The organism is Nocardiopsis sp. Huas11 (genome assembly GCF_003634495.1).
Lineage (GTDB): Bacteria > Actinomycetota > Actinomycetes > Streptosporangiales > Streptosporangiaceae > Nocardiopsis.
On the sequence record NZ_RBKY01000001.1, the window covers coordinates 1265446 to 1279260 of the forward strand.

Here is a 13815-nt window from a genome sequence, read left to right on the forward strand (position 1 = left end):
TAGCCGTAGGCTATGGAGCATGCAGTTCCAGCAGCTCGCCTACTTCGTCGCCGTGGCCCGCACACGCCATTTCACCCGCGCAGCCGAGCTTTCGCGCGTCGCCCAGCCGAGCTTGAGCAAACAGATCCGCAGCCTTGAGCGGGAGTTGGGCGCGCCGTTATTCAGTCGTGCCCGGGGGAATATCACACTCACGCCGGCGGGCGAGGCGCTGTTGCCGCTGGCCCAGCGCATGCTCACCGACCTGGAGACCGCCCGCCGCGAGGTGGCGGAGCTGGCCGGCGTGCGCCGGGGCCGCGTGCGGCTCGGGGCCACCCCCTCGCTGTGCGCGGGGCTGCTGGCCGATGTCCTCTCGGATTTCCATACCCGCTTCCCCGGCATCGAACTCCAGGTGGAGGAGAGCGGATCGCGCGACCTCGTCCGCGACCTCGGGCGCGGTGAGCTGGACCTGGCGCTGATCATCCTGCCGCTGCAGAGCAGCGATCCGGACTTCTCCACCACACCCATCCTGCGGGAGAACCTCGTCGTGGCCAGCCCCAAGGCCCAGCCCTCCCCCAACGGCCGGGCCTCGATGCGCATCACGGAGCTGCAGGGGCGCCCACTGGTGATGTTCCGGCGCGGCTACGACGTGCGCGAGGCGACCCTGCGCGCGTGCCGGGCGTCGGGCTTCGAGCCCGAGCTGGCCGTGGAGGGCGGGGAGATGGACGCGGTGCTGCGGTTCGTGGAGGCCGGCCTGGGGCTGGCCGTGGTCCCGAGCATGGTGCTGAAGAACCGCTACGGGCTGCGCGGCACCCCGCTGGCCCGGCCGCGCCTGCTCCGAACGGTCGCGCTGGCGCGCCGCAAGGACGTGGTGCCCTCGCACTCGGCAGAGGCCTTCCAGCGCCACCTCTACGGGTACCTGCTCGGGCTCACCCCGGAGCAGCTGGGACCGGACCTGGAGGTGCTGATCACCAGTGCCGACGCCCGCGAGGGAGCGAGTGAGGCGGAGGGCTCCGGCGAGGACCGGTAGGCCATCTCCCAACAGCCACATCCATTACCATTCGCCTCCCCATTGAACAAAACACGCACAAGATGCGATACCGCCATAGACAATGGCGCACGTGGACAAATAGGCAGACAAGAGTGGCCTATTTCACATTCATATCTTCCACATGCCCCCCGCACCGGGACGTGACCGTGATCACAACGCCCTAGCGTTGCGTTGCAGACCGGTTCGCTTCTGCTTCTCCCAGAGCCGTCCAGCACACGCGGAGAGCAGCCACGGCCACCAGCGGCGGTCCCGCGTCCCGCCCGCACGGCCGAGGCCCTCTCCACAGGAGGTGGAGACCACGGTGACCTCGACTGACAGCACGCGCCCCGGCGGCGGCCGGATGCGCATCCCCCAACGCACACTGCGCACGGACCAGTGGTGGGTGGGCCCCGTGCTCACGACACTGGGGCTGGCCACCTTCCTCGTCTACGGGGCGGTGCGGGTCTTCCAGCAGGACCACTACTGGGTCCAGGAGCACCACTACCTGACCCCGTTCTACTCACCGTGCCTGGCGCAGCAGTGCGTACCGGACTCGGCGCTCCTCGGGCGGCTGCCCTTCGAGTTCCCGTTCTTCCTCCCGTACGCCGTCCTCAGCCTGCCGATCCTGCTGCTGTTCCGGGTGACCTGCTACTACTACCGCAAGGCCTACTACCGCTCGATCTGGCAGGCGCCCACCGCGTGCGCCGTGCGCGAGCCGCACCGGACCTACACCGGTGAGACCCGGCCGCTGATGCTCCCGCAGAACGGCCACCGGTACTTCTTCTACGCGGCCTTCGCCATCTCCCTCATCAATACCTGGGACATGGCCGTCCCCTACTTCCACGGCACCGAGGGCGGGTTCGGCATCGGCGTCGGCAACCTCATCATGCTCGCCAACGTGGTGCTCCTGTGGGGCTACACGCTCAGCTGCCACTCCTGCCGGCACGTGTTCGGCGGGCGCCTGCGCAGCTTCGGCCGCCACCCCGTCCAGTACTGGCTGTGGTCCCGGATGTCGGTGATCAACAACCGGCACATGTGGTTCGGCTGGTTCAGCATCGCGTCCCTGATGATCACCGACGCCTACATCGCACTGGTCGCGAGCGGCACCATCACCGACCTGAGGATCATCAACTGAGCACCGGGGAAGGACACCAGCCAGACATGCCCCCCACCACGGAACCGGACATCACCCGCCACGCCTACGACGTCGTGGTCATCGGTGCGGGCGGAGCCGGGCTCCGCGCCGCCATCGCCGCGCGCGAGCAGGGCAAGCGGACCGCGGTCATCTCGAAGTCGCTGTTCGGCAAGGCGCACACGGTCATGGCCGAGGGCGGCGCGGCCGCCGCTCTGGGCAACGCCAACGCCGACGACACCTGGACCGTGCACTTTCGCGACACCATCCGCGGCGGCAAGTTCCTCAACGACCCGCGCATGGCCGAGCTGCACGCCCGCGAGGCCCCCGAGCGCATCCTGGAGCTGGAGTACTGGGGAGCGCTGTTCGACCGCACGCCCGACGGGCGCATCAGCCAGCGCAACTTCGGCGGGCACGAGTACCCGCGCCTGGCCCACGTGGGCGACCGGACCGGCCTGGAGATGATCCGCACGCTGCAACAGCGGATCGTCGCCCTCCAGCAGGCCGACGCCGCCGAAACGGGCGACCCCGACGCGATGCTGCGGGTGTTCGCCGAGACCGCGATCACCGAGCTGGTCACCGACGCCTCCGGAGCGGTGGCCGGGGCGTTCGGCTACCGCCGGGCCGACGGCGGTTTCGTCCTGTTCGAGGCGCCCGCGGTCATCCTGGCCACCGGCGGCATCGGCAAGGCGTTCCGGACCACGTCCAACTCCTGGGAGTACACCGGTGACGGCCACGCGCTGGCGCTGCGCGCCGGGGCGAGCCTGATCAACATGGAGTTCGTGCAGTTCCACCCCACGGGAATGGTCTGGCCGCCGTCGGTCAAGGGCATCCTCGTCACGGAGTCGGTGCGCGGCGACGGCGGGGTGCTCCGCAACTCCGAGGGACGCCGCTTCATGTTCGACTACGTGCCGGACGTCTTCCGCGCCCAGTACGCGCAGACCGAGGAGGAGGCCGACGGCTGGTACACCGACCCGGCGAACCATCGCAGGCCGCCGGAGCTGCTCCCCCGCGACGAGGTGGCCCGGGCGATCAACGCCGAGGTCAAGGCCGGACGCGGGTCACCGCACGGCGGGGTGTTCCTGGACGTGTCCACGCGCATGCCCGCCGAGGAGATCCGGCGGCGGCTGCCGTCCATGCACCACCAGTTCAAGGAGCTGGCGGACGTGGACATCACCGCCGAGCCGATGGAGGTGGGCCCGACCTGCCACTACGTGATGGGCGGTGTGCGGGTGGACGCCGACACCGCCGCCTCGGACGTGCCCGGCCTGTTCGCCGCCGGAGAGGTGGCGGGCGGCATGCACGGGTCCAACCGCCTGGGCGGCAACTCGTTGTCGGACCTGTTGGTGTTCGGCCGCCGCGCCGGCCTGGGCGCCGCCGCCTACGTCGACGGGACGGCGGGCGCGCGGGCTCCGGGCGAGGTCCTGGACGAGGCCGCCTCGCGGGCGGCCGCCGACGCGCTGGCCCTGCTCAAGCAGGGGGACGGCGAGAACCCGTACACGCTGCACGGCGAGTTGCAGGACACGATGAACGACCTGGTCGGCATCATCCGGCGCGAGGGCGAGATGGAGAGCGCGCTGACCCGGCTCGACGAGATGCGGCGGCGGGCGCGGCTGCTGAGCGCGCCCGGCGAGCGGGTGTACAACCCCGGCTGGCACCTGGCCCTGGCGCTGCCCAACATGCTGCTGGTGTCGCAGGCGATCACCCGGTCGGCGCTGGAGCGCACGGAGTCGCGCGGGGGCCACACCCGCGAGGACCATCCGGACATGTCGGCCGAGTGGCGGCGGGTGAACCTGCGGGTCCGGGTCGGCCCGGACGGCGGCGTGGAGCTGTCGCGCCGCCCGGTCGCCGACATCCCGGCCGAGCTGATGTCCGGGTTCGGCAACGACGAGCTGGCGAAGTACCTGACCAAGGAGGAGCTGCCCGAGGAGGTCGCCGCCGAAGTCACCGGGGAGCCGGGCGAGACGGCTCCCGCCGCGGGCGACGAGTCCGGTGACGTGGGCGGTGAGGGTCCGGGCGAGGTCCCGGGCGAGGGGCCCGGGACGGCCGCGGCGTCGACGGGGGCCGTGGACACCGAGACCGAGGCGGGCGAGACCAGTGAGCGGTTCGCCTCGGACGGGGCCGGCGGCACGGACGAGGCACGCGGCGCGGCCGGGCACGGCGGCGGCACCGACGAGAGCGACGGCGGGAACGGCACTGACGGCACTGACGGCACTGACGGCACTGACGGATCGACCGAGGAGGACCGGTCATGAGCAAGCGGACGTTCCGGGTGTGGCGGGGCGCGGGCGAAGGTGCCCTGACCGAGTACGAGGTGGACGTCAACGAGGGCGAGGTCGTCCTGGACGTGCTGCACCGGCTCCAGGCGACCCAGACCCCCGACCTCGCCGTGCGGTGGAACTGCAAGGCGGGCAAGTGCGGGTCGTGTTCGGTCGAGATCAACGGCAAGCCCAGATTGTCGTGCATGACGCGCATGAGCGTGTTCGAGGAGGACGAGGTGGTGACGGTGACGCCGATGCGCACCTTCCCCGTCATCCGCGACCTGGTGTGCGACGTGTCGTACAACTACCAGAAGGCGCGGGAGATCCCCTCGTTCACGCCGGACCCGGCGACCTCGCCCGGTGACTTCCGGATGAAGCAGGTGGACGTCGAGCGCTCGCAGGAGTTCCGCAAGTGCATCGAGTGCTTCCTGTGCAACAACGTGTGCCACGTGATCCGTGACCACGACGAGAACAAGGAGCACTTCTCGGGTCCCCGCTTCCTGATGCGGGTGGCGGAGTTGGAGATGCATCCCGAGGACACCGCGGACCGGCGCAGGATCGCCGACGAGGAGTTCGGGATGGGCTACTGCAACATCACCAAGTGCTGCACTGAGGTGTGCCCGGAGAACATCCACATCACCGACAACGCCCTCATCCCGCTCAAGGAGCGGGTGGCCGACCGCAAGTACGACCCGCTGGTATGGCTGGGCTCGAAGATCGGACGGCGACCGAAGGACACCCCGATCGCGCCCAACACCCGGCGCCCCCCTGAGGGGCCCTGACCCGGGGACCCACACCCGGAGCCCGTGGCCGGAGTTCCCCCTCCGGCCACGGGCCTTTGTGTGTACGGGGTCACTACTCCTGAACCGGTGCTTCGTCGTCCGCCCAGACGTCGAAGGTCGCCCAGACCTGGGTACGAAAGCCCGGCCATTCCGGGAGGGCATGGCAGCCCCAACCGGTGGCGAGTCGGGAGACCATGAGCAGGCCGCGCTGCCCTTCGGCCCAGTCCCACGCCGCCTCGGTGCGTTCGGTCGGGATGCGTGGACGGGTGGGGCCGTCACCGGCGTCGAAGATCCCGATCCGCAGTGTTCGGCCCTGGGAGAGCGACATGACCCGGTCCACGCGTGCGCCCGGACGGGCGTACTTGGCGGCGTTGGCGAAGATTTCGCTGGTCACCAGCCGGACGGTGTCGAGGAGGTCGGCCGGTCCGAGGCCCCACAGGTCCCTCGCGAGGTCCGCCCGGACCTGGGAGAGTTCGCGCAGGTCACCCGGGTAGGAGCGGTGGGGCCAGAGGTAGGCCGGGAGGGTGATCGCCGCCGTGCTCATACGCCCGCCCCCACGCGCACTCGTGCGCTCGGGCCGGTGGACACGGGGTCGCTCGGTGCCGCGAGGAGGTCGCCGGGGGTCGACGGGCCGCAGCGCTGCTGCGGGATCCACGCCTGGAGGCGGGCGTTCGCCCGCGCCTGGATCCGGTCGAGGTCGTGTTCCTGCGCGCGGCGGCGCTCCTGGGCGAGGTAGTAGGGGCGCACGAGCGCGATGTCGTCGGCCGGGAGGGTTTCGCTCGGACGGGCGAGGCGGGGCGCGCGGAGTTCCTGCTTCGGCGCGGGCTCGATCGTGGGGAGCGGAGCGTACCGGCGGACGCGGGTGGAGCGGCGTCGGCGGGCGGCGGCGTGCCGTCCGCGAGCAGGGGTGAGGAGGGCCTTCACGGTGCCCATGACAAGGGCGAGGAAGGCCGCGCTATAATCGCGCATGCTGGCAATCCTTCTGGTTAAAGGTTTGTAATTGCTGGCCACGACCCCGGGCGGTAGCTACCGTCGCGGGGTCTCCGTGTATGAAGTTGTGTGTTTGGGTAGAAGAGTAGGGCACGCGCGACGCGAATGCGAACTTTTCTTCGAGGCGGGCTCGAAAAACTTCACGCCACGTCGCATAGCCCCAGCTCAGGGCACATGCGAGAAAAGGTCGCCACCCTTTCTCAACTCACGCCAGAAGTATCCCCTTCGCCCGAATTGAAAGCATTTGCACACGCCGCCACAGCGGACATGAAGAAGGGCAGTGCCTCCCGTGGAAGCACTGCCCTGACGCGTGTGGGCGCTAGCCGTGGGCTCGGAGGGATCCCACCAGCGCGGCCCACTCGCCGCTGGCGAAGTCCAACTGGCCCAGCTCGCGGTTCTGGGTGTCCCGCACCGCCGTGGTGACACCCTCAGCGACCTCGACACAGTTCGAGCCATTGGGGCTATAGCTACTCTTGTGCCAGTCGTTCATACGACTCCCCTCAACGCAGCAACTCATTGGTCAGCGGCCTGTGACTGGCCATGCCCCAACCCAGCCAGCAGCGCGATCCACTGGCCCGCCGGAACCGTGATGTGACCGAGTTCCCGGTTCTGCGTGTCGCGCACGTCCGCACCCCCTGCATGCTCTCGTGCCTCCACACAGTTCGCCCCGTTGGGACTGTAGCTGCTCTTGTGCCAGTCGTTCATGCCAGTTCCCTGAGTGCTTCAAGTGAGTGTCGAGCAGGAAGCGCCATCGCCAGGGCCCCCGTCATGAGCGCGTGCAAACGCTCGTGCGTGTGGGCCGCGTGGATGACGTTACCGTCTGCGTTGTCGCTCGTGATCACCAGTTCCCCGGAGTGCAGCCGGAACGCCATCATCGGGGACGGAGGCTCCAGCAGAATCGAGCCCTCGGGCACCAGGTGGACCTCCACCTGTCCCGAGCCGACGAGGTCCAGCAAACGCGAGACCTGCTCTTTCCTGGCCTCCTCGCCCACGCCGGTCAACGCCGTCACCGGGAATATCGCTGAGACGCGGAGCCGTGGCAACTGTTCGAGCCGCTGCACTCGGAGTTTGGTGAGGCGGGCAATCTCCTCGTCGGAAGCGAACGGCAGACCGGATCGGAACACGGCAGTCGCGTACGACCCGCTCTGGAGGTACCCAGGTACGAGCACCGGCGACACGATCTGGACAGCACGCGCCGTCGTCTCGATATTCGCGAGCGACCGCGCCCACTCGGGCAGCATCGTCCTCAAGGCCACCTGACGCCACGCGGCCAGCAATCTTCCCTGTGCCCCCAACTCCGTGTCCAGAACTTCCGCCATGGGGAGTTTGGGAACCGAGTGGCCGTTCGTCCATCTGGAAACCGCCGCAACAGACGCGGCGACGCGCGACGCGAGTTGTTTCTGGGAGAGCCCGTTCAGCTCTCGGAACTTGGTGAGCGTTTCCGGAAAAGGGGGTTCCGCCATGCGCGAGAGATTACGCCAGGATTCCACTCTGAGTCAGGTGTTTACCGGAACTGCGCGGATGGTGGAGGAACTCGCCCCCAGCCGCACATCCTGAGTCCATGCCGGGCCGGCGTGACCAATCGCCTTTCGAAGCGCCCGCACCCGAGCGAGGAGGAGCGGTGATCTCGGTGGCTTGGGACGCGAGCGACGACCATGCGCAGTACTCCGCCGCCCAGCAGCTCCACGCACACCACCACCGCCTTTGGTGGGTCATGTGGGGTCCGGGAGCCCGCCGCTTCTTCGCCTTCTACCAGGGCGACGCTGACCTGCCGCCCCTCTCGGACCCCACCCCGAACGGACTGCACGCCCAGATTCGCCGGGCCGAGACCACCATCGCCCGCACAGACCCGGCCTCCTACTGGCGATGTCCGGTCTCTCGTTGCTCGTGGACCTCGATCAACCCCACCCTGCACACTCCGTGCCCGCACCGAGCATGACCCGCCCCGAACCGGGGCTCGGCGACCTTCCCCGGCCGAGCCCCACCACCAGCCCAGAGACGCCTACCCACACAGTCCAGACGACGCGGCGAGAGGACCACCGATGCCCCCACGGACACAGTTCGAGCCCACGACTCTCCCCCGACGCACACGGCCCACCGGCACCGTGCCCGCCTTCTCCGCTCGCTGCCGAACACGATCGGTTCCCGCCTGCCGCGAGGACCTACCACCCCTGCCTGCCGAGACCGCCGACCTGTCGGCCGCCGTCCGGGCCCTCCTCCGCCACCGGCCCGACCTGGCCCACCCCGCCAACGCCCTCACCGATGCAGGGACGCCCCCGGTGTCCGTGCTCATCGCCGACCTGCTGGTCTCACTCACCGAGGTCCATCGCCTGGCCCTGACCATCGGCGCCGACCACGAGGCCGCCGACATCGGCCGCCTTATCGACACCCTCCGCACCACTTCCTGACCAGCTCGCATCGTCGGCTCTACCCGCCCCACCCCGAGACACACGATCGCGACCGACATCGGACGTGGCCATGACACAGCGTGTTCACCGAGCTACCGTCGACTCAAGCCCTCTTCACACCGTAGGAGAACCCCATGGGTAAGCGCGAAGACTCCTCCACCAGCGACGGCCACAAGCCCGACCGCCCCATCCCTCCGCCCACCCCCAACGACGGCGGCAGCGGTGGCGGCAAGCACGAGCGCGACGACAAGTGACCAGCCCCGAAGACCTCCTCGCGAACCTCGCCGAGGAGGTCGCCCCCTCCTCCTGGCGCGACGCCTTCCGACGGGTGCCCCGCCACCATTTCGTGCCGGACCGGATCTGGATCGGGGACGGAGACGACGAGACCGCCATCGAGCGGGCCGACGCCCCCGACGCGTGGCTGCGTGCCTGCTACGCCGATCAGCCCGTGATCACGCAGATCGACGACGGCCGGTCGTCCGGTCGCGGATACCGGTCGTCGTCGGCGTCCATGCCGAGCGTCGTGGCGATGATGCTCGTCGCCACCGACCTGTCCCCCGGTCAGCGGGTGCTGGAAATCGGCACCGGAACCGGATGGAACGCCGCACTGCTCGCCGACCGGGCCGGTCACGGGAACGTGACGTCGGTAGAGATCGATCCGACCATCGCCGCCCAGGCCGACAGAGCTCTGGAGGGGCGTGGTGTCCGTGTGATCTTGGGGGACGGAGAGGAGGGCTACCCACCCGACGCCCCCTATGACCGGGTACTGGCGACCGCCGCCGTCCAGCGCGTCCCCTATCCCTGGGTGGAGCAGACCGTGCCCGGCGGGCGGATCGTCACGCCGTGGGGCACGAGCTTCCACAACGGCACACTCCTGCGGCTCCGTGTCGACGCGGACGGAACATCGGCCTCCGGCAGGTTCGGCGGCAACGCGGGGTTCATGTGGGTGCGCGGCCAGCGAACCCCGCACGGGTCGCTCGACGAGCGCGTCCGCCCCGATCACGAGTTCACCGCTTCGGTGACGGACCTGCACCCGTACGAGCCGGTCGGGGACTTCGATGCGAGCTTCGCGATCGGACTGCGAGTGCCGGGAGTGAAGGACCTCCTGGTCTTCGACGACGACGTTCCCGGCAACCCGCGCTACACGGTGTACCTGATGGACCCGGGCTCGGGCTCGTGGGCCTCGTGGCGGATCCGTCCCGGCCCGCACGACTACTCGGTCCGCCAGCACGGCCCGCGCCACCTGTTCGACGAACTGGCCTCGGCCTACACCTGGTGGCAGGAGGTGGGCCGCCCGGAGCACTCCCGGTTCGGGGTGACGATCACCCGCGAGGGCCAACGGGTATGGCTGGACGAGCCCGGAAACGGCCTGACCGCCGCCGAACCCGGTGCGGCACAGTCCGGCGACCGCTCGGGATGACCGTCCAACCGATCTCCGACGTGTTGCAGAAGGGCAAGGGATGACTGACCAGACACCGCAGACCCGCGCCGCGCGGCTCGCCGAGGAGCTTCGCACCAAAGGCGAGATCAGGACGCAGGCATGGCAGGAAGCGTTCGCCGCTGTGCCCCGGGAGACCTTCATCCCCTACCTCGCCACCTACACCGATGGCCAGGGGGCCACGGAATACCGGCTCCACGACGGCACCGACTCGTCCCAGCGCGACACCTGGCTGGCGTTGGTCTACAGCGACACCACGCTCATCACCCAACTGAACGAACGTCCGGTCGAGGAGGTGGTGACTTCCGAGAGGGGCGAGGGACACGCGACCAGTTCCTCAACGGCACCCGGTCTCATGGCGCGCCTGCTGGAAACGCTGGACGTCCGCGACGGGCACCGCGTGCTGGAGATCGGCACCGGAACGGGCTTCAACGCTGCTCTGCTGAGTCGCCGGTTGGGAGCCCAGTACGTCACGACGATCGACATCGACGCCGACCTGACGGACAAGGCCCGTCAGCGCCTCGCCACCGTCGGCCTGAACCCGGCCGTTCACACCGTCGACGGCCGCCAAGGGTGGCTTGGAAACGCCCCCTACGACCGCATCATGGCCACATGCTCCACGCCTCATGTGCCCTACGCGTGGGTGGAACAGACCTGCGACGGCGGCAAGATCCTCGCGAACGTGGCCGGAGCACTCGGTGGTGCCATGGTCTTGGCCGAAGTCCGCGACGGCACCGCCGAGGGCCGGTTCCTGCCTCAGTGGGCCGGGTTCATGTGGGCACGACCGGGCTTCGCCAAAGCCGGCGACATCCAGGCCCAGGACACGGAGGAGGGCAGCTACGACACCTTCCTCCCCACGATCGGCGTCGACGCGTTGCACGACCGAGCCTTCACCTTCGTGCTCCAGCTCGCTCTCCCGGACGTGCGCCCCTACTGGGCACGTGACGACCAGGGCGGCGAGATCACCGGTCTGATCACCTTGGATGGTTCCTGGGCGGAGCACGTGAACCCTGCGGGCGCACGCCCGGCCTTCGTGGAACAGGGCGGCCCCCGCCGGTTGTGGACCGTCGCCGAAGACGCCCACGTCTGGTGGGAGGCGAACAGGCGACCCGACTGGAGCGCGTTCGGCCTCACCGTGACCCCGGGGGGCCAGCATGTCTGGCATGGATCACCGGGCTCCGCCACGAAGTGGGCGCTACCCACCTCATGAGCAGACCAGCGCTCCCCAAGAGCGCGAGGACTTCGACGAACTGGCCTCGGCCTACACCTGGTGGCAGGAGGCGGGCCGCCCTGAGCACTCCCGGTGCGGGGTGACGATCGCCCCCGAGGGCCAGCGGGTATGGCTGGACGAACCCGGAAACGGCCTGGCCACCACCGAGCCCGGGACCGAACTGTCCGGGGGCCGCTCGGGATGACCGGCCGGACCCCGCCGGGCGGGCCCGGCCGGGGCGTGAAAACCAGGTGCGGGGCCGCGCGCGGCCGGGTTACGGTCCCCGGGTGAGCCACGACGACGGGTATTTCAGCGAGGAGATCGCCGCCGACTACGACGACTCGGCGGCCGACATGTTCACCCCCGAGGCGGTCACCCCTGCGGTCGACCTGCTGGCGGAGCTGGCCGGGGACGGGGCCGCACTGGAGTTCGGTGTGGGCACGGGGCGGATCGCCCTGCCGCTGGCTCGGCGCGGTGTCCCGGTCCACGGCATCGACATGTCGCGGGCGATGGTCGACCGGCTGCGCGCCAAGCCGGGCGCGGACGCGGTCGGCACCACGATCGGGGACTTCGCGACCACGCGGGTCGAGGGCAACCGGTCCCTGGTGTACCTGGTGTTCAACACGATCGGCAACCTCACCACCCAGGACTCGCAGGTGGCGTGCTTCGAGAACGCCGCCGCCCACCTGCGGCCGGGCGGCCGGTTCGTGGTGGAGGTGGGTGTGCCCGAGCTGAGGCGGCTGCCCGCCGGACAACACGTGCTGCCGTTCGGGCAGAGCGCCACGAAGTGGGCCTTCGACGTCTACGACTGCGCCACCCAGGCGATGAGCTCCAACTACGTCACCGTGGACGGCGGGAAGGGCTCGGTCTGGTCGATCCCGTTCCGCTACGTGTGGCCGTCCGAGCTGGACCTCATGGCGCGTATCGCCGGGATGCGGCTCGTGGAGCGCTGGGCGGGCTGGAACCGCGAGCCGTTCACGCACGAGAGCACCGAGCACGTGTCCGTGTGGGAGAAGTCCGCCCCCTGAGCGGCGGCGGGGCCGTTGCCCCGTCGACGTCATTCGCTCAGGCCCGCCAGCCTCGCTCCGAAGCGGGCGATGAGGGAGGTCTCCTGGGAGTGCCTGCTCTCCTCCCAGCGGTCGGCGGCCCCGAACAGCCGGTACATGGCGTGCACGCCGACCCATCGGATCGGTTCGGGCTCCCAGTGGCCGGAGTCGTGGTCGTTCCACGGCAGCCGGGTGAGCGGGGTGTCGCGCTCGGCCGCGCGGTCCAGCAGGGTCAGCGCCGCCAGGCGGGTCGCGGTCACGCCGTGGCCGGCGAACCCGCGCACGACGCCGACGCGCGCCCCCGGGTCGAAGAAGACGCCGGCGCACCAGTCCCGGGTGACCCCGATCGCGCCGCGCCAGGCGTGTGCGACGGGCAGGTCCACGCCGGGGAAGAAGAAGCGGAGCCGGTCGTGCAGCGTGCGCACGGTACGGGCGTCGACCTCACCCTGGCCGGGGGTGCCCGAGGCGTAGGAGTAGGGCGTGCCGCGCCCGCCGATCGCGATGCGGCCGTCCTCGGTGCGCTGGGCGTAGACGAACGTGTGCGCGGCGTCGCTCAGGCACTCGCGGCCGTCCCACCCGATCCGCGCCCAGACCGCGTCCGGGAGCGGGGCGGTGACGATCATCGAGGAGTTGACGGGGATGACCTCGCGCCGCCCCAGGCCGGGCACGTCGCCCTCCACCTGACCGGAGTAGGCCTCCAGGCAGCACAGGACCGTGGTGGCGCGCACATCGCCCCGCGCGGTCGTCACCCTTCCGGCGGCGACGCGCATGACGCGGGTGCCTTCGAGCACGCGCACGCCCCTGTCCCGCACGGCGCGCGCCAGGCCGCGGGTGAGCTTGGCCGGGTCGACCCGGGCGGTGGGCCGGTAGTACAGCCCGCCCAGTGCCGGGGCGACGGCCACGCGCTCGCCGACCTGGTCGGCGTCGAGGAGGTCGAGTTCCGACGCGTGGTAGCCGTGGGCCAGGTCGGCGGCGTGCGCCCGCTCCAGCCGCTTGAGCGCGGCGGGGGTGGTGGCGACCTGGAGGTGGCCGCCCTGGTGCTGGTCGGCGTCGATACCCTCCTCGGCCAGGACGCGCAGGGTGTCGTCGATGGTCGTGTTCATCTCGCGCTGGAAGGCCCTGACCTCGGCGGCGCCGTCGCGACCCCGGGCCCGGGCGGCCCTGGCGTAGACGGCGCGGTTGCCGGGCAGCAGCGTGGACATCCAGCCGCCGTTGCGCCCGGAGGCGCCGTAGCCGACGTGTTCGGCCTCCAGCACGGTGATGGACCGGTCGGGATCCTCGACGGCGGCCTGGTAGGCCGCCCAGAGCCCGGTCAGTCCGCCGCCGACGATGACCAGGTCCTGGCGCTCCTCGGGAAGCGGCGCGGGTCCGTGGTCGGGTTCCGCGCGGGGCCGCGGGGCGGTCCCCGCGGAGGGGTCCGCGGAGGGGTCCGCGGCGCTCGCGGCCGACGGGTCGGTCGCCCGCATCCAGTGCGAGACCCCACCGTTGCGATAGGCGGTCATCGGACATCTCCCCTCGTGTGGACCGGCGGCCCGGGGGCGG

General features: G+C 70.3%; 16 protein-coding genes. 10 read left to right on the forward strand and 6 right to left on the reverse strand.

Annotation, left to right across the window (positions count from 1 at the left end; all coding sequences use genetic code 11):
- The first annotated feature begins 19 nt into the window (after positions 1-19).
- From DFP74_RS05610 to DFP74_RS05625, 4 genes are all read left to right on the forward strand, one after another.
- Positions 20-1006, forward strand: a complete 987-nt coding sequence (locus DFP74_RS05610) for a LysR family transcriptional regulator (protein ID WP_121180727.1) — start codon at positions 20-22, stop codon at positions 1004-1006.
- Positions 1007-1367: 361 nt separating this feature from the next.
- Complete coding sequence (locus tag DFP74_RS05615; protein WP_370013488.1) at positions 1368-2141, forward strand: hypothetical protein; 774 nt, start codon at positions 1368-1370, stop codon at positions 2139-2141.
- Between the two features lie 26 nt (positions 2142-2167).
- Positions 2168-4393 (forward strand): fumarate reductase/succinate dehydrogenase flavoprotein subunit, encoded by a 2226-nt coding sequence (locus DFP74_RS05620; protein ID WP_233570817.1) that lies wholly within the window; start codon positions 2168-2170, stop codon positions 4391-4393.
- Positions 4390-5181, forward strand: a complete 792-nt coding sequence (locus DFP74_RS05625; RefSeq protein WP_121180728.1) for a succinate dehydrogenase/fumarate reductase iron-sulfur subunit — start codon at positions 4390-4392, stop codon at positions 5179-5181. The genes DFP74_RS05620 and DFP74_RS05625 overlap by 4 nt, the downstream gene beginning before the upstream one ends.
- 73 nt (positions 5182-5254) lie before the next feature.
- On the opposite strand, the gene DFP74_RS05630 is transcribed toward DFP74_RS05625, so the two are convergent.
- From DFP74_RS05630 to DFP74_RS05650, 5 genes are all read right to left on the reverse strand, one after another.
- Positions 5255-5725 (reverse strand): ATP-binding protein, encoded by a 471-nt coding sequence (locus DFP74_RS05630; RefSeq protein WP_121180729.1) that lies wholly within the window; start codon positions 5723-5725, stop codon positions 5255-5257.
- Positions 5722-6150 (reverse strand): hypothetical protein, encoded by a 429-nt coding sequence (locus DFP74_RS05635; RefSeq protein WP_121180730.1) that lies wholly within the window; start codon positions 6148-6150, stop codon positions 5722-5724. The genes DFP74_RS05630 and DFP74_RS05635 overlap by 4 nt, the downstream gene beginning before the upstream one ends.
- Before the next feature lie 340 nt (positions 6151-6490).
- Positions 6491-6688 (reverse strand): DUF397 domain-containing protein, encoded by a 198-nt coding sequence (locus tag DFP74_RS05640; RefSeq protein ID WP_370013343.1) that lies wholly within the window; start codon positions 6686-6688, stop codon positions 6491-6493.
- Complete coding sequence (locus DFP74_RS05645; protein WP_121180732.1) at positions 6685-6876, reverse strand: DUF397 domain-containing protein; 192 nt, start codon at positions 6874-6876, stop codon at positions 6685-6687. Before DFP74_RS05645 ends, DFP74_RS05640 begins: the two co-directional genes overlap by 4 nt.
- The gene (locus tag DFP74_RS05650; RefSeq protein ID WP_121180733.1) at positions 6873-7634 is read right to left on the reverse strand and encodes a Scr1 family TA system antitoxin-like transcriptional regulator; all 762 of its coding nucleotides are present in this window, start codon (positions 7632-7634) and stop codon (positions 6873-6875) included. Before DFP74_RS05650 ends, DFP74_RS05645 begins: the two co-directional genes overlap by 4 nt.
- Positions 7635-7792: 158 nt before the next feature.
- Here DFP74_RS05650 and DFP74_RS05655 point away from each other — a divergent pair, with 158 nt between their 5' ends.
- From DFP74_RS05655 to DFP74_RS05680, 6 genes are all read left to right on the forward strand, one after another.
- Positions 7793-8110 (forward strand): hypothetical protein, encoded by a 318-nt coding sequence (locus DFP74_RS05655; RefSeq protein ID WP_233570818.1) that lies wholly within the window; start codon positions 7793-7795, stop codon positions 8108-8110.
- Positions 8111-8213: 103 nt separating this feature from the next.
- A complete protein-coding gene (locus tag DFP74_RS05660) occupies positions 8214-8579 on the forward strand; it encodes a hypothetical protein (RefSeq protein ID WP_121180734.1) in 366 nt (121 codons plus the stop codon).
- A 250-nt stretch (positions 8580-8829) separates the two neighbouring features.
- Positions 8830-9999, forward strand: a complete 1170-nt coding sequence (locus DFP74_RS05665) for a methyltransferase domain-containing protein (protein WP_121180735.1) — start codon at positions 8830-8832, stop codon at positions 9997-9999.
- Positions 10000-10039: 40 nt separating this feature from the next.
- A complete protein-coding gene (locus DFP74_RS05670; protein ID WP_121180736.1) occupies positions 10040-11227 on the forward strand; it encodes a methyltransferase domain-containing protein in 1188 nt (395 codons plus the stop codon).
- Positions 11181-11432, forward strand: coding sequence for a hypothetical protein (locus DFP74_RS05675; RefSeq protein WP_121180737.1), 252 nt, complete (start codon positions 11181-11183; stop codon positions 11430-11432). The genes DFP74_RS05670 and DFP74_RS05675 overlap by 47 nt, the downstream gene beginning before the upstream one ends.
- Positions 11433-11580: 148 nt before the next feature.
- The gene (locus DFP74_RS05680) at positions 11581-12255 is read left to right on the forward strand and encodes a class I SAM-dependent methyltransferase (RefSeq protein WP_370013489.1); all 675 of its coding nucleotides are present in this window, start codon (positions 11581-11583) and stop codon (positions 12253-12255) included.
- A gap of 29 nt (positions 12256-12284) precedes the next feature.
- Here DFP74_RS05680 and DFP74_RS05685 read toward each other — a convergent pair whose 3' ends face one another.
- Complete coding sequence (locus tag DFP74_RS05685; protein ID WP_121180739.1) at positions 12285-13775, reverse strand: FAD-binding oxidoreductase; 1491 nt, start codon at positions 13773-13775, stop codon at positions 12285-12287.
- Positions 13776-13815 lie beyond the last annotated feature (40 nt).

Coding starts and splice junctions, on each gene's coding strand:
- DFP74_RS05645 (WP_121180732.1), bottom strand. CDS start 6,876: ATGAACGACTGGCACAAGAGCAGCTACAGTCCCAACGGGGCGAACTGT.
- DFP74_RS05675 (WP_121180737.1), top strand. CDS start 11,181: ATGGATCACCGGGCTCCGCCACGAAGTGGGCGCTACCCACCTCATGAG.
- DFP74_RS05615 (WP_370013488.1), top strand. CDS start 1,368: ATGCGCATCCCCCAACGCACACTGCGCACGGACCAGTGGTGGGTGGGC.
- DFP74_RS05670 (WP_121180736.1), top strand. CDS start 10,040: ATGACTGACCAGACACCGCAGACCCGCGCCGCGCGGCTCGCCGAGGAG.
- DFP74_RS05680 (WP_370013489.1), top strand. CDS start 11,581: ATGTTCACCCCCGAGGCGGTCACCCCTGCGGTCGACCTGCTGGCGGAG.
- DFP74_RS05660 (WP_121180734.1), top strand. CDS start 8,214: ATGCCCCCACGGACACAGTTCGAGCCCACGACTCTCCCCCGACGCACA.
- DFP74_RS05610 (WP_121180727.1), top strand. CDS start 20: ATGCAGTTCCAGCAGCTCGCCTACTTCGTCGCCGTGGCCCGCACACGC.
- DFP74_RS05630 (WP_121180729.1), bottom strand. CDS start 5,725: ATGAGCACGGCGGCGATCACCCTCCCGGCCTACCTCTGGCCCCACCGC.
- DFP74_RS05640 (WP_370013343.1), bottom strand. CDS start 6,688: ATGAGTTGCTGCGTTGAGGGGAGTCGTATGAACGACTGGCACAAGAGT.
- DFP74_RS05635 (WP_121180730.1), bottom strand. CDS start 6,150: ATGCGCGATTATAGCGCGGCCTTCCTCGCCCTTGTCATGGGCACCGTG.
- DFP74_RS05650 (WP_121180733.1), bottom strand. CDS start 7,634: ATGGCGGAACCCCCTTTTCCGGAAACGCTCACCAAGTTCCGAGAGCTG.
- DFP74_RS05620 (WP_233570817.1), top strand. CDS start 2,168: ATGCCCCCCACCACGGAACCGGACATCACCCGCCACGCCTACGACGTC.
- DFP74_RS05625 (WP_121180728.1), top strand. CDS start 4,390: ATGAGCAAGCGGACGTTCCGGGTGTGGCGGGGCGCGGGCGAAGGTGCC.
- DFP74_RS05685 (WP_121180739.1), bottom strand. CDS start 13,775: ATGACCGCCTATCGCAACGGTGGGGTCTCGCACTGGATGCGGGCGACC.